The organism is Acidithiobacillus sp. HP-11 (genome assembly GCF_015100075.1).
Taxonomy (GTDB): Bacteria; Pseudomonadota; Gammaproteobacteria; order Acidithiobacillales; family Acidithiobacillaceae; genus Acidithiobacillus; species Acidithiobacillus thiooxidans.
In genome coordinates, this window is the sequence record NZ_JACKYY010000015.1 from 43565 (window position 1) to 59926 (window position 16362).

The 16362-nt window shown below is 56.6% G+C and carries 16 protein-coding genes; 9 read left to right on the plus strand and 7 right to left on the minus strand.

Translation table 11 applies throughout. The features are described 5' to 3' along the window. Window positions 1-251: 251 nt before the first annotated feature. From H7F08_RS06400 to H7F08_RS06410, 3 genes are read left to right on the plus strand one after another with little or no spacing between them, the layout of a single operon-like run. On the plus strand, window positions 252-2372 hold the full coding sequence (locus H7F08_RS06400; RefSeq protein WP_031571698.1) for a site-specific DNA-methyltransferase: 2121 nt from the start codon (window positions 252-254) through the stop codon (window positions 2370-2372). Between the two features lie 4 nt (window positions 2373-2376). Next, window positions 2377-4947, plus strand: coding sequence for a DEAD/DEAH box helicase (locus H7F08_RS06405; RefSeq protein ID WP_031571701.1), 2571 nt, complete (start codon window positions 2377-2379; stop codon window positions 4945-4947). A 57-nt stretch (window positions 4948-5004) separates the two neighbouring features. Beyond that, window positions 5005-7611: an AAA family ATPase gene (locus H7F08_RS06410; protein WP_193640129.1), complete on the plus strand. Its 2607-nt coding sequence runs from the start codon at window positions 5005-5007 to the stop codon at window positions 7609-7611. A gap of 255 nt (window positions 7612-7866) precedes the next feature. Here H7F08_RS06410 and H7F08_RS06415 read toward each other — a convergent pair whose 3' ends face one another. The 7 genes from H7F08_RS06415 to H7F08_RS15860 all read right to left on the minus strand — a co-directional run bounded on the left by H7F08_RS06415 (window position 7867) and on the right by H7F08_RS15860 (window position 12863). After that, a complete protein-coding gene (locus H7F08_RS06415; RefSeq protein WP_031572465.1) occupies window positions 7867-8370 on the minus strand; it encodes a single-stranded DNA-binding protein in 504 nt (167 codons plus the stop codon). Between the two features lie 61 nt (window positions 8371-8431). Further along, entirely contained in the window at window positions 8432-9322 is an 891-nt protein-coding gene (locus H7F08_RS06420) for a DNA adenine methylase (RefSeq protein WP_031572466.1), read from the minus strand. Beyond that, window positions 9319-10515 carry a hypothetical protein gene (locus H7F08_RS06425; protein ID WP_193640130.1) on the minus strand — a complete coding sequence of 399 codons (1197 nt, stop codon included), beginning with the start codon at window positions 10513-10515 and terminating at the stop codon, window positions 9319-9321. Before H7F08_RS06425 ends, H7F08_RS06420 begins: the two co-directional genes overlap by 4 nt. Further along, window positions 10512-11372, minus strand: a complete 861-nt coding sequence (locus H7F08_RS06430) for an ATP-binding protein (protein ID WP_227487823.1) — start codon at window positions 11370-11372, stop codon at window positions 10512-10514. Before H7F08_RS06430 ends, H7F08_RS06425 begins: the two co-directional genes overlap by 4 nt. 10 nt (window positions 11373-11382) lie before the next feature. Next, the gene (locus H7F08_RS06435; RefSeq protein ID WP_227487824.1) at window positions 11383-12381 is read right to left on the minus strand and encodes a YdaU family protein; all 999 of its coding nucleotides are present in this window, start codon (window positions 12379-12381) and stop codon (window positions 11383-11385) included. A gap of 114 nt (window positions 12382-12495) precedes the next feature. Further along, the gene (locus H7F08_RS15445; protein ID WP_227487825.1) at window positions 12496-12585 is read right to left on the minus strand and encodes a helix-turn-helix domain-containing protein; all 90 of its coding nucleotides are present in this window, start codon (window positions 12583-12585) and stop codon (window positions 12496-12498) included. Then, window positions 12582-12863, minus strand: a complete 282-nt coding sequence (locus H7F08_RS15860) for a Cro/CI family transcriptional regulator (protein WP_413541256.1) — start codon at window positions 12861-12863, stop codon at window positions 12582-12584. The genes H7F08_RS15445 and H7F08_RS15860 overlap by 4 nt, the downstream gene beginning before the upstream one ends. Window positions 12864-12907: 44 nt before the next feature. Between H7F08_RS15860 and H7F08_RS06445 the strand changes: the two genes are divergently transcribed. From H7F08_RS06445 to H7F08_RS06470, 6 genes are all read left to right on the plus strand, one after another. Then, window positions 12908-13354 (plus strand): helix-turn-helix domain-containing protein, encoded by a 447-nt coding sequence (locus tag H7F08_RS06445; RefSeq protein WP_227487826.1) that lies wholly within the window; start codon window positions 12908-12910, stop codon window positions 13352-13354. Between the two features lie 273 nt (window positions 13355-13627). Beyond that, window positions 13628-13852 (plus strand): hypothetical protein, encoded by a 225-nt coding sequence (locus tag H7F08_RS06450; protein WP_193640139.1) that lies wholly within the window; start codon window positions 13628-13630, stop codon window positions 13850-13852. Window positions 13853-14051: 199 nt separating this feature from the next. Next, the gene (locus H7F08_RS06455; RefSeq protein ID WP_193640134.1) at window positions 14052-14312 is read left to right on the plus strand and encodes a hypothetical protein; all 261 of its coding nucleotides are present in this window, start codon (window positions 14052-14054) and stop codon (window positions 14310-14312) included. 92 nt (window positions 14313-14404) lie between these two features. Then, window positions 14405-14644, plus strand: a complete 240-nt coding sequence (locus H7F08_RS15865) for a DUF4224 domain-containing protein (RefSeq protein ID WP_162175899.1) — start codon at window positions 14405-14407, stop codon at window positions 14642-14644. 28 nt (window positions 14645-14672) lie between these two features. Further along, on the plus strand, window positions 14673-15662 hold the full coding sequence (locus tag H7F08_RS06465) for a tyrosine-type recombinase/integrase (RefSeq protein ID WP_193640135.1): 990 nt from the start codon (window positions 14673-14675) through the stop codon (window positions 15660-15662). Window positions 15663-15693: 31 nt separating this feature from the next. Next, entirely contained in the window at window positions 15694-15855 is a 162-nt protein-coding gene (locus H7F08_RS06470; RefSeq protein ID WP_193640136.1) for a hypothetical protein, read from the plus strand. The last annotated feature ends 507 nt before the right edge of the window (window positions 15856-16362 follow it).

The window sequence follows — 16362 nt, forward strand, 5'->3', positions numbered from 1 at the left end:
CCCATTTTCGACTGACTCAGTCACAGTCATAGAGTTTTTGCTGGTTTTTCCGCAGCCTCCTAACGCGGGAGTATCTCAACACTCCACTCCCGAGTGTCGACCGGGAATGTACGATTTATAAGTACTGCGGTGTGGTGCGACCGGGCGATGTTGTTTGATGTGGTATCCACTAGATAGCGCGCTCGATGAATCGGCTAATTTCGGCTTTGCTATAAGCCATATCTAAGAATTGATGAGCAAAAAGGGAATACATGTCCAGGCTGACTGATTTAATTGCCCGAGCTAAGGCTAGGGACCCGCAGTTGGGAGCTGATCTGGCTCGCGAGTTCAAGGTGCTTTCCTCGCGGTTGCCGTTTGGCCTGAACTTCGAGCGTCATAGCCCGGAGGCTGTGGATCTGCCTCGTTGCCCGGTCCGCAAAGGCGACAAGGTGCGCGTGCTGCCGAAGCGCGGCTCGGTCAAGAAAGGCGACCAACGCCTGTGGCAGGTCAGGACCTTTCATAAGGCCAGGAAAGTGGCCGACTTGGAACTGCTGGGCACGGATGAAGCCGAAACACAATCGGTTGGGCTGGATGATCTGGTCGTCGTAGCCGAATTCCGCGACACGATCTATCCCGGCTTGGTCAGTACCGGCAAGGTCACGCGCGGCGGCGAAAAGCCCTTTCACACAGTCATTAATGGCGAGAACTACCACGTGCTGAAGGCGTTGACCTATACACACCGAGGCAAAGTGGATGCTATCTACATCGACCCACCTTACAACTCGGGCGCGAAGGATTGGAAATACAACAACGACTACGTCGAAGGTGACGATCTGTATCGGCACAGCAAATGGCTAGCGATGATGGAGCGGCGGTTATTGGTGGCGAAGCAATTACTGAATCCGGCGGATTCGGTGTTGATCGTAACCATTGACGAGAAGGAGTATCTGCGGTTGGGATTGCTGTTGGAGCAAGTTTTTCCCGAAGGAAACTTGCAGATGATCAGTAGCGTGATCAATCCGAAAGGAACTGCCCGAGCTAACGAGTTCTCCAGAATAGACGAATACATTTTCTTCTTGACGCTGGGCAATGCGAAGTTGACGCGCTGGAGTCGGGACATGCTTACCGATCGCGACTATTCTCAGGACGAAGGCGTCCGATGGCGAGGTCTTGCACGCACAGGACGGAAAGGGCTGCGGCCACACAATCCTGGTTCGTGGTACCCCATTTACGTCAAGGCAGACAGCTCTGGCATCCACTCTGTCGGTGACACAGTGCCAATAGGTAAAGATGATCCAAAGGAAGCGCCCAAAGGTGCCATTGCGGTTTGGCCCCCTTCCAGCGACGGGCAGCAATACAGTTGGTCTGTCGTCCCAGAAACGCTTCGCGAGTTGATCTCCCGTGGGGCGGTTCGCCTTGGACGTGTGGATTTAACGCGAAACTCGGTTCCGATTTACTACCTCTCCTTCAACCAACTTCAATTAATCGAGGAAGGTGTTATCAAAGTCACTGGGCGTGACGCTGACGGATCATTGCAGACTGTTTATGTGGAGGGCAGTCGATCTACAGCTCCTAAGACTGTTTGGAACATGACTTCTCACGATGCGGGCAGTCATGGAACAAACATTATTCGCACGTTGTTGCCGGGAAGGCGGTTTCCTTTCCCCAAATCACTATACGCAGTCGAAGATGCGCTTCGTTTCTTCGTCGCCAACAAGCCAGAAGCCATCATCCTTGATTTCTTCTCGGGCTCTGGCACCACTGCTCACGCCGTGATGCGCATGAACCGCCAGGACGGGAAGTGCCGCCAGTGCATTTCGGTTACCAACAACGAGGTGGCCGCCGACGAACAGAAGGCGCTGCGCGAGCAGGGCTTGCGTCCTGGCGATGCAGATTGGGAAAAACACGGCATCTGCGACTACATCACCAAGCCCCGCGTGGCTGCCGCCATCACTGGCAAGACGCCAGATGGCGAGCCAATTAAAGGCGACTATAAGTTCACGGATGAATTCCCAATGGCTGAAGGCTTCGAGGAAAACGCCGAGTTCTTCACGCTAACCTACGAAGCCGAGCAGTCGGTCAGCCACAACTTGGCCTATGCCCGTATTGCACCCCTGCTGTGGCTTCGCGCAGGCGCACGTGGTAAGCGCATCGACAAGCTGCCCACCGACGGGTGGGCGGTAGCCGAGGCGTATGGTCTGTTGGCCGAAGTTGATCAGGCGACTCCGTTCATCGAAGCCATGACACGGGCCAAGGATATACGCATGGCCTTCATCGTCACCGACGACGATCGCCGCTTCCAATCTGTCGCCAAGCGACTGGCCAAAGGAGTAGAGCCTGTGCGCCTGTATGAGTCGTACCTGACCAATTTTAGCTTCACCAACGGAGAATGAAAGAATGAAATTTACCCTCAAGGACTATCAGAGCGATGCGGTGCGCGATGCCCTAGCTAATCTCAGGAAGGCTCATCGCTACTGGTATAACGAGGGCGACAAGAGCGCCTTCTCCCTGACCGCCGTGACCGGTGCGGGCAAAACGGTTATGGCTGCCGCCGCGCTTGAGGCGCTTTTCCACGGCGATGACGAATTCGATTTCGATGCTGACCCCGGTGCAGTGGTGATTTGGTTTAGTGACGACCCTTCGTTGAACGAACAGACCCGTTTCCGCCTGCTGGAAGCCAGTGACCGTATCAACCACAGTGACATGGTGGTGGTCGAACACCCCTTTAGCCGGCCCAAGTTTGAGGCCGGGAAAATCTACTTCCTTAACACGCAGAAGTTCGGCAAGAACAGCCTTCTAGTGCGCGGTTTCGACGACAAGGGCGGCTTGTTCGAGGGGCGCCCGGATGCACAAGCTTACACTCTATGGGACACCATTCAGAACACCATCGAAGATCCCGATCTGACACTTTATCTGGTGCTGGACGAGGCGCATCGTGGCATGGGCACGCCGACTGCTGCCAGCGAAACGGCCAAGAGCACCATTGTGCAGCGAATCATCAACGGCGCAGCAGGGGTAAAGGGCATCTCTGTGGTATGGGGCATCTCGGCCACGGTGGAACGCTTCGACAAGGCCATTGCTTCCGCAGGCCAGCACGTCAAGCTGCCGAATGTGGTGGTCGATCCGGTCAAGGTGCAGGAATCTGGTCTTATTAAGGATGACATCCTGCTTGGCGTACCGGATGAAATCGGCGATTTCGATACCGTGCTGGTGCGACGTGCTGCCGATAAGCTGAAGGAAGCGACCGACGCCTGGGCCAAGTATGCGCGGCAGCAGGAGTCGAGCGAAGTGGTACCGCTGCTGGTGTTCCAGGTTCCCAACATGCCTGATCCGAACGAAGTCGGGCGCTGGCTGGATACTCTGTTTGCGCGCTATCCGGAATTGCCGGCTGATTGTGTGGCGAACGTGTTTGGCGAGCATTCCACGCAGCATTTTGGCCAGTACGAGGTGCCCTATATCGAACCGCAGCGCGTGCAGGATTCGGCTTGGGTGCGCGTTCTGGTCGCCAAAGACGCCATCAGCACTGGCTGGGACTGCCCGCGTGCCGAGGTGATGGTTTCGTTTCGTAGCGCAAGTGACAAAACCCATATTACCCAGCTGTTGGGCCGCATGGTGCGCACCCCGTTGGCGCGGCGCATCCCTGGCAACGAGCGCCTGAATTCGGTGGAGTGCCTGCTGCCCAAGTTCAACCGTAAGACGGTGGAGGATGTAGTCAAGGCTCTGCTCAGTGGCGACGACACTTCGCCGCCGACTGGCCGCGTTTTGGTCAATCCTGTGGAGATGACGCCCAACACGGGGGCTTCAGCGGTCGTATGGGAGGCCTTCGAGGCGCTTCCGTCGCAGACCCGGCCACAAAAAAGTGCCAAGCCGGCCAAGCGCCTGACAGCACTGGCACAAGAGTTGGCTGACGATAGTATTCTCGAAGGGGCGGGCAGGAAAGCGCACGCTGCGTTACACGCGGCCCTGGACAAAATCCAGACCGAAAACGCCGAGAAGATCAAGGCCAAGCGCAATTCAGTGCTGGAAGTGGACGGCAAGACTGTGGTCGCCAGCCTGAAGAACAAGACCATGACCTTCAATGAATTCTGGGAAGAAGCTGACATCGCGGTCATCGACGATGCGTATCGTCGCGCGGCGCGCATCTTCAGCCCGGATGTTTCGCGCAGCTATGTCGAATATCTGGCCGACAAGGTGGCAGATCGGGAGGCTGACACCGAGGAATACTTGGAAGCCATTATGGAAATGCGCGTTACCGTCGCCGGCCTGGGCCTGGTGACAGAGGTGCAGTCTTGGTTCGACGCTGAAGCCGACATGCTTGCGAAGGCATGGCTGGCCGAATATGCGCTGCAGATCAAGGCGCTTAAGCATGATCGTCAAGAGGCTTACCGGCAGATCGTTGAGATGAGCACCGAGCCGCAGGATGTGAGTCTGGTCAGACCGGAAAGCAAGTTCGAGATGACCAAGGTCCGCGAGAACGACAAGGAAACCGCCCTGCAGACTTGGAAGCACCACTTGTTGAGCGATGAGAATGGCAATTACCCGGCGCTGTTGAACGACTGGGAAACGAAAGTCTTCGAGACCGAAACCAAACATGAAGATTTCGCATTCTGGTATCGTAATCCGCAGTATCCGGGCCAGTCGTCTCTGGGCATCGCCTACGTCGAAGCCGATCAGTACAAGATCGTTCGCCCCGATTTCCTCTTCTTCGCCGAGCAGGATGGCAAGGTGGTAGTTGACTTAGTAGACCCGCACAGCCTGCACTTAGCCGATGCGCTGCCCAAGCTGCAAGGGTTGGCGTTGTATGCCGAGCATCATTCCCATGCCTATCGGCGAATCGAATCTGTAGCCGAAGTGAAGGGCAAGTTGCGGATCTTGGATTTGAAACGACTAGATGTACAGCAGGCAATTGCTTACGCGCAGGACGCAGTCAGCTTGTTCGGTGGGGGCTTGGCAGATGATTACAAGTGAGTCTCTCGATGGAAAAATGTTCTTGCTTGGAAGACTCTTGCCGAGAGGCAAGGGTGTATGACGACGGAAGCAGAGGCGCTCGCCAATATCCTTGCGTGGTCTGCTGATTGTCCCGGCTGGCAGCGCGACGCACTGCGGCGGCTTGCAACGCAAGCTGTCCTGGAGCCGGCCGAGATCGACGAACTGGCTTCCATCTGCAAGGGTGACAACCCAGCGGTTCCGCTGGAAGCGGGGCATCTCCGCAGTTCGAACCACGATCAGGGAGAAGTCTATTTGCGGCAGGTGCATGGAGTCCGGCATGTCAATGCCTTGGCTCCTGACCAACGGCTGACGCTGCACCGTGTCGGTTTGACAATCATCTATGGCGACAACGGATCGGGAAAATCCGGCTACGCGCGGATTCTCAAGAAGGTTTGTCGCGCCCGCGTGTCTGGCCGAGCCGAGGAAATCGCCCCCGACATCTATGACCCTGCGCCAGGTACGCCGAGCGCCACGATCGAATACGCGATCAGCGGTCAGAACCGCACTTACATTTGGCAGCTTGGGCAGGTTGACGACACCGCGCTTCCAGGCATCAGCGTTTTCGATTCCCGTACCGCGAACGTCCACGTGGACGATACAAATGACGTGGCTTACACGCCGTTTCCGCTCAAACTGCTTGGTGCGCTGGCGCAGCTCTGTAAGTCGGTCAAGGACAAGCTGGCAGCCGAGATCACGCAGATAAAGGCGCAAACGCCCGAAGTGATCAGGGCGCCGGCATGCAGCAGGGAAACAGCAGTCGGCAAGCTCATACCCCGGCTCACTGCCAACACTGCGCCGGCGACGGTCGAAGCATTGGCCACGCTCACGCAAGCAGAGCAAGACCGATTGGCTCAGCTCACGGCGGACCTGTCTGGTGATCCGGCTCGCGCGGCGCGCCAGCTTGCGGCGTTTAAGACCAAGGTTGATGGGCACATTGCGCGCCTGGATCGGCTTTTTGCTTCAATCGGCGACGATACCGCCGATAACCTGCGCCGCCATGCCCTTGATAGCGATGCCGCGCGTCGGGCGGCAGAAGCTGCTTCCAATGCGCTTTTCCGTGACGAAGCGTTGCCGCAGATCGGGTCGGAGGTTTGGCAGGCGCTATGGGCCAGTGCTCGAGCATTTTCTGACGCGGAGGCCTATCCCGAACGGCGCTTCCCCGTCACAAATCCTGGAAGCGTATGCGTGCTTTGCCAGCAGGAATTGATGCCTGTCGCCGCTGATCGCCTCAACCGCTTCGAGGTTTTTGTGCGCGACGACAGCCAGCAACGTGCCGAGGCTGCGCGCGTCACATACGATAGGGCGCTGGCAATGTTCAAGGGTGAGGCTATTTCGTTGGCCGAGCTTGCGAACATTCTGGCGACAGTCCGCGACGAATTTCGCCAGGATGCCTTGGCGACACAGATCAGAGACGGGGTCCTGCGTGCCCTGTGGCGTCATCGCCAGATCAGGCGACGCCACGCAAATCCAAGCGCCGCTATTGACGTGCCTGTTGCGGAATATCCGCGTCAGGCGCTGATCGATCAAATAGCGGACATTGAGGCTCGAGCGAACGCCCTTGTCGCTGAGGCTGGTTCTACATCTCATGCGGCCTTGCGCGCCGAAAAGGCCGAGCTTGACAATCGTCGATGGCTTGTCGGCATCAAAGCCGATGTTTTCGCCGAAATCAAACGGCTGAAGCAAGTTGCAAAGCTTGAGGCGGCCCAACGAGATACTGCCACCAATCGCATTACCACGAAGAGCACGGAGATCGCGCAGGCTCTAGTGACAGATGCACTTCGCACGCAGTTCGCGCGTGAGGTGGCAAGTTTCGAGATTGCTGGGCTTGCCGTAGAGCTTCGCCAGCAAAACAGCGCTCAGGGCATTCCCCGTTTCAAAGTCGCACTTACACGGAAGCCCATGGCTGCGGTGGGACAGGTTTTGAGTGAAGGCGAGCATCGTTGCGTTGCCTTGGCCGCGTTCATGGCCGAGCTCGCTACTACCGAAAGCAAGTCTGGCATCGTCTTTGACGATCCCGTTTCCTCGCTCGACCACATGCACAGGGAGGCCGTGGCCAAGCGCCTGGTTGCTGAGGCCGCTCATCGCCAGGTCATCGTATTCACTCATGACCTGGCATTCCTGTTCGAGTTGAATCGCGCCGCGGATGACGTTCAGCCCAAGCCACAGGTGGCGATCAGCTCGATCAGCAGAGGTGCTGACAAGGCAGGCTTTTGCCGCAGCGAGCCGCCATTCAAAGCGCGTCGGGTCAGTGACATCACCACAAGTCTGAGCAATCAGCTTGCAGGTGAACGCTACCATTTCGAGCAAGGCAATCACGACGAGTGGCGAAAGTCCGTCAAATCCATCGCCGCAACGTTGCGCGATACGTGGGAGATCGCGGTTGAAGAAGTTGTCGGGCACGTCATCCGGCGACTGTCCAACGAAGTGAAGACGCCTGGTTTGGTTAAGCTGACCGCAATCACTGTTCCCGATTGCGAGGCCATGCGGGACGGATTTGGTCGCTGTTCCGAGTTGCTGCATAGCGCCGCCGCTGCGTTGAACCGTCCTCTGCCGAGGCCGGAAGCACTGAAGGCCGAGATCGATGCCTTGGCTGATTGGGCTGACAGCCTTCTGCAGCGTCAAAAATCTGCTAGGCTGCTATGAACTCTTGGCGTACGCTCCCGGACCAGACGGACCACGGTCCGCACGGGAATCTCCCTTGGTGCGTGTCACCGTCTGGCAATATGGCGCCACCGAAGGTCGGCTAATGGCGCAATATTGCCAGACGGTGACAATACCTGCGCAATCAGGGTTGGTGCTCCGTGGAGCGTCGCGCCGGATAATGGGCAAGTTTGGTGAGGTGGGACCGAGTGAATCGGCGGATCGTGGCCCATCGGCTGCGCAAGCTGGCCGTCGCCATCAAAACCGTACACGCCGCAGCAGGGGGCGCGGCTGGAACAAAACGTCTGCCTGCGTCACGAATGGAATCTCGTCTTCACCCAGATCATCCATCGGAGCGGGGTGCCCACCGCCCCCGCCAGTCGATCCCTGAGATTTACCGGAGTAACCATCACTGGCACCACCATCCTCACTACGGCGGCCCAGCAACTGGAGGCGATCACCGATGATCTTGGTCGCGTAGCGCTCGACCCCCTCCTTGTCGGTATAGTTTTCGGTCTGTATCCGGCCCTCAATGTAGACCTGACTCCCTTTGCGAAGATACTCACCGGCAATCTCTGCCTGGCGGCCAAACAGCGTTACACGGTGCCACTCCGTGCGTTCCTGTGTATTACCCTCCTTATCCTTGTAGCGTTCTGACGTGGCCACACTGAAACTCGCGATGGCCTTGCCAGCAGGCGTATAGCGCATCTCGGGGTCCTGGCCCACGTTGCCCAACAAAATCACTTTATTCACTCCTGCCATGGCTTTCTCCTTGATGCATTGCGATCAGTCCTGTTCAGGCTCGGTATAGATCGGGCGCGGGTCACACGGCGCACAGATCCAATAGGGAACACTGGCGCGGAGCGTGCCGGTCGTACCAATCCGTAAGGCGCGGATTCAACCAGATCCTTTCTGTCCGCTCACGATCAATATCTTCTCCAACCTTCCCTGACCGGTTGGCGTGACAGGTATGAGCAAAATCTACATAGGACCATCCTTGCCCAGATTCTAAATGATCAGAATATACATCACTGGGATAGCCAGAGATCGCGATATAGGCATCACATGCTGAGAGCACCCGAAGCAGGTTTTCATGATCCTGGTCACTCATCTCATCAGCATATTGCCCGTCTCTGCGGGTAGCCTGGAGATAAGGCGGGTCACAGTAGATGACGGCGGAAGAGGTATCGAATCTCCGGACAACCGCAATGGCATCATCATTCTCGATCAGTGCGTACCGCAGTCGATCCCGAACCAGTCGCAATTCCGAATCAATGATAGCGGCCATGGCCCGTGCTTTGTTGTCAAAAACCTTGGCAAAGGCCCACGCTGGATTTTTGCGCGTTGATTCGGCGGCGAACGCGGATCTGGCAATATAGAAAAACCGCGCAGCGCGTTCGAGGTCTGGCAGACTTGCCGGGTCCGGAATGGCCCGCCACTCGTAAAACAGTTGGCGCGAGTAGGGGGTGTTCTGCAAGTACCAGATCAGTTCGTCTGTGCGGTCACGGAGCACACGAAAGAAGGTCACGATCTCGCCGTTTGCATCATTGATGACCTCAATGCCGGAGGGACGACGGGCAAAGAATACCGCTCCGCCACCAAAGAAGGGTTCAACATAGGTCAGTTCCCGCGACGGCTCGGGAAGTCGGGCAAGAATCTCATCGGCGAGTTTTCCCTTGCCGCCCAGCCATGGGAATGGCGGATGTACCTTCATATGGAAGCCACCTGCAGTGCAGCCAGCACCTCACGTTCGCCATTCTCCCCACGAAGGTATGCCTTGCATGTGTCGAAAAGCGAAACCACCTCACAGCCGTCGGCCCTGCCAACGCGCAGGACCTGCTTGCGAATATCGGGCAAGCCTCGATTGCCCAGCAGTTCACGCAGCGATGCTGCCTCAAGGCTGATTTCGTCGGTGTTCTTCAGCACTTGAAGAAGACCGAGAATGGCGCGGTATTCCCTTGCCTCGGCCAGGTAAGGTATGAGCTGCTTTGCAGCGATTTGCTGGTTACCCACCTGAATCAGAAGGTCAAGGAACTCCCGCTGGTCGGCAGGCATCTCATAACTGTCGTCTTCCTCTTCCAGGTCAATACCTCCGACCGCGATGGACACCTGCTCCTCCAGCGAAAGTCGCTCGCTACTGCCTCGTGCCTCATGGTCTCCCCTTTCTTCCAGCGCATATTCCAGGCGAACCTCTGTTCGCACTCCATGAAGCGTGGCTTCCATTCTTTCCAGCTCCCGCATTTTCTTCTGCCGCTTTTCTCCGGAGAGATTTTTGAGTTCCGATCGCCTCTGCCGGATGACTCTTTCCAGCGATGCTTTTGAGAACGTCGGTTCGTGTGGCAACACAGATTCCGCATCAAGCCGTTTTCGATAAATAAAATCTTCCATGGCATCACGGGAGGCAAACCGGGTATGCACGTCAACGAATGTCGCAATATTGGGGTGCGGCACCGTTGCCAGGTCGTGCTTCTCCGTAAAGTGTTGCAATGCCTTGGTGGCCGCCGTGACGGCAAGATCGTGATGATCGTCGCGATGATCTGGTATAGACCATTCAGCCGTCCTGATTTTGGATTCGATGATCGCGGCTCCGCGCCGAATGGCTTCAGAGACGATCTGGTTCATCACGTGATTTTGGCGGGGGGTCAACTGGATGCTTTGCGACCAGCGCATCAGGCGGATGGCAATCTGAGCGCTGCAATCGTATCCCTTCGGAGCAAAATCACTCGCACGCAGGTCTTCCAGGAACTGCTTTGGCTCTGAAAAGAATGGGCCAAGGTCGATCAGGTAGGATGCCATGTCTCTGGTCGCGCTTCGGGCGCAAGCGGAGCGGACGGGATGCGGGTTCAGCATCGGGTGGCTTTCTGAGAGACGATCTACCTGCAGCTGCTGCTCATGATTTCTGTTCATAGTTCACCCCGCAGGCAGGCTGCCGTATCGGATTTGTACTCCCTCCCCCGACGATGGCTCTGCCAGTCAAAGAGCAGAAGCCCGCCATTCTGGCACAGCCGGTCGAAGGCGGCCGGACCCAGGTATTTCTCCACACCGCCAATGCTCTCGTTGGACAGGATGAGGGTCGGCTTCAGGTCGCGGTATCGGTGATCAATGACCTCGAAGAGATGCACCCGCTCTCCATCGCTGCCGAAGGTTTTCCCGACCTCGTCGATGATGAGCAGGCCCACTTCCGCAAACCCGCGGATGACCTCCAGCTCCGTGCTGTTGCCAATTCCCCGCTGCCAGGTCTGGCGGATCCGGGCAATGATGTCGTAGGCAGTGACCTGGAGCACGCTGTGCCCTTTGGCCAGCACCACGTGGGCGATGGCAGACGCCAGGTGGTTTTTGCCCGTGCCGGGATTCCCGCAGAGGACGAGACAGGATCCCTTACGGGTGTGCTCCTCGAAATGATCTGCGTAGTCCCGGCAGACATTGAGGGCCGTCTGCTGACCCGGGACATCGACCACATAGTTGTCGAAGCCGCAGTCAACGTAGCGCTTTGGGATGGCCGCGCTCTCCATGAGCCGACGGGAGGCCTGCTCCGCCGTGCATACTGGACAGACTGGCGACATGTAGCGGATGACATCCTGCTCATCCACCATGGAGATCGGGTAGCGGCCATGGCGCGCGCACTCGCGGTACTGGGGATGCCGGTCGGGCAGGATCGCCACGTTATTAGGATCGAACCCCCATCGGGCAAGGAGATCCCTGGCAGCATCGCCCGTGCGGACTAATGGCTGATGTTTATTCTCGGACTTCTTCGGTATTGCCATGGTGGCTCTCCTACAGGGCAATGAAATGAGATTCGGCAACGGCGACGGGCGGCAGGAGAGAGCGGTTGGGCGGACCATCTGTTTGCTTGTTCTTTGCTCCTTTCACTGAAGATCTCCCAGGATCTTTCAGCATCGCGGCGATGTAGCCGACATGAATGCCGCTGCCTTTTTTCTCCAGAGCGATCTCCGCCGCAGCCAGGATGTGTTCGTCGGAGTGGCGTGCGCACATCTCCTGCACAACAACCATGTGAGGGGCCGCACGGACGCCAAGCCCCCGTAGTTTCTTGCACAACGTGCCTTCGCGGGTTGCTGTCGGCATTTGAGATGGCTCTGGTGGTGTCGTTTCCTGAAACGTTTCACCTGCCGTTTCGGAAACGTTATTAACGTTTCTTCTCTCTCTCTTTTCTCCCTCTCTTTCTTTTCTGTGAAACGTTTCAGCCGTTTCAGGAAACGTTTCGGTGAAACGGTCTTGAAACGTTTCAGCCGTTTCACCGGCTTGGGTAGAGTAGTGTGCTTCCTCAGTTCTGTTAGACTGAGCGTTTTCATGCCTGGCCCTCTGTGCCGCCCGCCAGCGACGAAGGCGCTCACGATCCTTGGCGCGTGGGTCCGAAGGGCTTGATGTCGGCTGTTGGGTCTTGTTGCCCCAGGCATCCAGTACCATTTCGGCAAGCACGGGATGGTACAGGCGGCCATCGGAGCAAAGGGAGAAACCATGCAGCGCAATAGTCCTGACTTTCATCCACCGCCGGGGAGAACCTCGATATCCAGCGAGGGACGCCAGGATATTGTCATCGTTGGGAAGACTACCAGCAGGTACTTGCCGCATGGATTCGGTCCATAGCTTTACAGCGGAACCGAACTCCTCATTGCTGGCCAGGTGGATGAAGTCGCTGGAATGAAGTCGGCTCAAGTCCAGCTTCATCCAGCAATAGGAACGCAGATCAATGTCTGCTGGTACAGGTGGGGGCGGAAGCTCTGAACAATCCAGTTTTTGTGCATCACTTGGCATGGTCTCTTCCAGCCTTCCCAGCCGTGCGAATAGGCGCCAGGAGTGATCGCGCGGCTGGAAACGCAATCCGGGTGCCCCCGTTTCCTGGCATAGAAGTGGTGATAGGTGATGCGTTCATGCGGCCCCCTGGTCTCTGATCCCGCCCAAGGGGCCGAAGATGTCGGGCCGGAGTTCGGCACGGGTGACGGCACCGTATGTGCTCATGCGGATTCCCTTTCAGGCTCTGGGGCCTGGGGAGAGGCGGCACCATTACGTCGTCTCCGGGAGTCAGGGAGTCCAGGCGGCAAGAGCTTTAGACGAATTGCCGCACCGACCAATCTGTCGGAGGTGTCTTGGGGCAACTCTTCGGGCCACTGGTAAACGGCTTGGCGACTGATCCCAAGCGCATCGCCAACGGCTTTCATGGTGCCGCCGAAGATCCGTATCGCGTCCTGTTTTGTTCGGATGGTGCTCATGATGAATAGTAAAGCAATCTTCACCATTTTAGTCAAGGACACTTTCCCTTGCGGTCAGTATGCTTGACCACATGGACGACATCGGCGATCGCATCAAGAAAATCAGAAAGCGACTGGGATTGACTCAGGCAGAACTGGGGAAGCATGCGGGCGGATTGAGTAAATCCGCTGTCCACCAGTGGGAGAACGGTGGAACAAAGCCGGCATGGGATGCCTTAACTGCCCTCCGAAAGAATTTGGGCATCAATCCCGACTGGGTAATGCAGGGAGAGGGTGCGATGCTCCAGGAGCTAGGGACACCTAACGCGGCAACGTTAATAGAATCTGGCGCGGATGGTTTGCCGTTTGACGGACGGGGACTAACGCCTATGCAGCGGGCGATGCTGGGGATCTTCGACCGCCTGACGTCCAGTCAACAGGATGAAGTCATGCGAGAGCTTGAAGAAACTAAACGGAAAAATGAAGAAATAATCGAAGAGCTTACCAGACGAAAAACCAACCATGCAAATGAGTCTTGATATCTATTACTTCTCTTCGCGGACACCGTGCTTCTCTTTTAATTTCCCTCTGATTTTATTGGATATAATGGCCATGCGCCCACCGCGCTCATAACAAACCCTGCTCATCAGCATATACAATCAGACCCCGTCGGCAACCCCTCTATCAAGAATCACCGTCCCCGCGGCAGAACGCGGTCATCGGAAAGCATGCTTGACTTATATTGTGAAGCAAGCTTTACTTAGCTCATCAGCCGCCCACACCCAGCGCGGCGACATGGGGGACCGTCAGCTATGGCACCATCACTCTCGCAAGAATCCATTGCATATCATCCGCATTCGCGGGCATTTGCAGTTGCGGCGCACAATGCGCGGGCTGCTACGCAAGGTCAATCCAAGGTCTTTGTCCTCTACCGCGACGGCGCTGTACTGACCTTCCTCTTCGATCGCTCCACAACCATTGTGGACCTGGTGACCAGGGTCTCCCGCGCCGGCACAGTGCGGAAGGTGGTGCTCTGATGGAGCGCACCCTCCTGTTCATAACCACAGGGAAGGACCCGGAGCAACGGAGCCGTTCTGAGTTGCTGCTTTGCCGGATACTCTTGTGTGCGCCGAGAGGGTCCTTTCTGTTTCGGGAGCCAGGCCGCGTCGGGATAGCCGCGCGTGGTGATACCCCCTCACGGTGGTGCTCTGTTCTGCTCTGGGACGAGGTGCCATCATGATCTCGACCGCAAAGGACGCCTCGCGTCTTGGCACGCTCATCCAGCCCAACGGCACCCGGCCGCCCATAACCGGGGTTCAATCCGAAGGGAAAATTTCAGTAACAGGCATTTACATGGAGTTCGAGACGACCATTGGTGCCGCCATCGCTTTCGGATACTCTCTGGAAGATGCTACGCCAGCGCTTTCCGAAGCCTGGGATAACGCTGCGGCAAGGCGTCAGGCACAGCCCCCGCTGGCAATCCATTTTGGGAGCTGATCCATGGGCGCCCTACCCCTAAAAGAACCCTCTCGCCGGGTCACGCGCTATCACGGCGGGAACTTCCGCGTGGCAGACTGGATTTTAGAATCATGGCTACTTTTCTAACGCCGGAAGATCTATATAGCCTCACAGGACTGAAGACCAAGCCTGGGCAGGTCAGATGGCTATGTGACCATGGTTACAGGCATGAAGTGGCGGCAACCGGGCGACCAGTGGTACTTTGGGCAGAGGTCGAACGTCATCTCGTTGGATCAGGGGCAATGCCCAGACGTAATGGGCCGAGACTGGATGTTCTGAAGCAGGAGACACGACGACATGGGACGGCATAGATCGTCACACCATAACCTACCGCCAAGGATGCACCAGAAAGGCAAGGTATACTATTACGTCACGCTCGTCGCCGGAAAGCGCCAGTGGACCAGGCTCGCAGATAATTATCCTGAGGCTGTTGCCAAGTGGGCCGAGATGGAAGGACATAATGCCTCCGGCTCCACAATGGGACAGGCCATAGATCGCTATATCGGTACGGAGCTATCCAAGCTCGCAGAGTCCACCAGAAGGGAATACATCCGTCAATCCGCGCGGCTGCGCTCCGTGTTTGGGCACATGCAGATCGTTGAGGTGAGGGGTATGGATATCGCCGCATATCTTGATCAGCATCCATCACCGGTTGCAGCCAATCGCGAGATGGCCCTTCTTTCGACGGTATTCTCCTTTGCCATTCGATGGGGCTGGTGTGAACACAATCCAACCAAAGGTGTCAGGCGAAACAAGGAGAAACCTCGGGACCGCTACATCACTGACGAGGAGCTCGACCTTATCAGGTCACATGCAGATAATCAGTGGCAGTGCATTATTGATATCGCCTACCTCACTGCCATGCGGCGCGGCGATATCATGAGGCTTCGACTTTCGGATATCAACGGGGACTCTTTACTTATCAGTCAGGGCAAGACTGGGAAAAAGATGGCCTTCATCATTGCCCCTGCATTGGACGAAGTGATTTCACGTTCCAAGAGCTTGCGCCGCAGGGTAGGGTCGCTCTACTTCTTCTGCACACGAGACGGGCAACCCTATAGTGTGAGCGGTTGGAACAGTGCCTGGCGACGTATCGTGGCCAAAGCTGGCGTGGAGGATATTCACTTTCATGACATACGAGCCAAGGCGCTTACTGACGCCAAGCGGGTCGCTGGAAGAGACTACGCGCAAGCCCTGGCCGGCCATGCCAGCGGCGATATGACTGAGGCATATATCAGAGCCAGAGAAGCGGAGCGGATTACCCCACTGAGCAGGATTGTAGAAAAAGGCGGTGATTGTAGAAAAAGAAATCAGGAAGATGCATCCTAACCCTTTGATTTATTGGTCGGGGCGAGAGGATTTGAACCTCCGACCACCTGAACCCCATGCAGCTATCCGCCATCTGATGACCGAAGCCGCAGCGCAAACCGGTCAGGCCGCGCAGGATCTGTCCTTCATCCATGCGGTGCGCGTCCTGCATCGCCGTCCTCCCGCTGTCGGCGCTCTTCCCCCCTCGGGGTAGGTCTGCCTGGTTGCAGAGCGTGTTGCAGGAAATGGCTTCCGGTCGCGCTGTTACCAGTCGGGGCAAGCGTAACCCACGCGGAGTGCGCAGAAAAATGAGTTCATACCCAATCAGGGATAGAGGCAATCCATTAAGGGTTCCCTGCAATCCATGCGCAGTGATCGTTACTAACTAAATATTATTGCCGTTAAACGCTAGCATCGTTTGACAAATTACTCCACGCATGTGGCATATCTGATCCCGTGTGGGTTAGACTGATTTCTGTCTGGTTGATACTTTGAGGCGCTCTATTGTTTTCTAATTTTCCACTTAAATGTTCCAATTCTTGGCTGGTCTGATGTTTTCTACAAGTTGTAGTAGACATTGTTTTTCCAAGTTCCGGGCGCTGACTATCTTCTTGTTAGCTTTTCTTTTTTTTGCATGGGGCACAGGTAACACCAGCCTCTGGGATATAGACGAGCCCATTTATGCACAAAGCCTAAAGGATCAAATAGCCGAGCATAATCT

Coding starts and splice junctions, on each gene's coding strand:
- H7F08_RS06400 (WP_031571698.1), top strand. CDS start 252: ATGTCCAGGCTGACTGATTTAATTGCCCGAGCTAAGGCTAGGGACCCG.
- H7F08_RS06405 (WP_031571701.1), top strand. CDS start 2,377: ATGAAATTTACCCTCAAGGACTATCAGAGCGATGCGGTGCGCGATGCC.
- H7F08_RS06410 (WP_193640129.1), top strand. CDS start 5,005: ATGACGACGGAAGCAGAGGCGCTCGCCAATATCCTTGCGTGGTCTGCT.
- H7F08_RS06415 (WP_031572465.1), bottom strand. CDS start 8,370: ATGGCAGGAGTGAATAAAGTGATTTTGTTGGGCAACGTGGGCCAGGAC.
- H7F08_RS06420 (WP_031572466.1), bottom strand. CDS start 9,322: ATGAAGGTACATCCGCCATTCCCATGGCTGGGCGGCAAGGGAAAACTC.
- H7F08_RS06425 (WP_193640130.1), bottom strand. CDS start 10,515: ATGAACAGAAATCATGAGCAGCAGCTGCAGGTAGATCGTCTCTCAGAA.
- H7F08_RS06430 (WP_227487823.1), bottom strand. CDS start 11,372: ATGGCAATACCGAAGAAGTCCGAGAATAAACATCAGCCATTAGTCCGC.
- H7F08_RS06435 (WP_227487824.1), bottom strand. CDS start 12,381: ATGCCAAGTGATGCACAAAAACTGGATTGTTCAGAGCTTCCGCCCCCA.
- H7F08_RS15445 (WP_227487825.1), bottom strand. CDS start 12,585: ATGAGCACATACGGTGCCGTCACCCGTGCCGAACTCCGGCCCGACATC.
- H7F08_RS15860 (WP_413541256.1), bottom strand. CDS start 12,863: ATGGTGAAGATTGCTTTACTATTCATCATGAGCACCATCCGAACAAAA.
- H7F08_RS06445 (WP_227487826.1), top strand. CDS start 12,908: ATGGACGACATCGGCGATCGCATCAAGAAAATCAGAAAGCGACTGGGA.
- H7F08_RS06450 (WP_193640139.1), top strand. CDS start 13,628: ATGGCACCATCACTCTCGCAAGAATCCATTGCATATCATCCGCATTCG.
- H7F08_RS06455 (WP_193640134.1), top strand. CDS start 14,052: ATGATCTCGACCGCAAAGGACGCCTCGCGTCTTGGCACGCTCATCCAG.
- H7F08_RS15865 (WP_162175899.1), top strand. CDS start 14,405: ATGGCTACTTTTCTAACGCCGGAAGATCTATATAGCCTCACAGGACTG.
- H7F08_RS06465 (WP_193640135.1), top strand. CDS start 14,673: ATGCACCAGAAAGGCAAGGTATACTATTACGTCACGCTCGTCGCCGGA.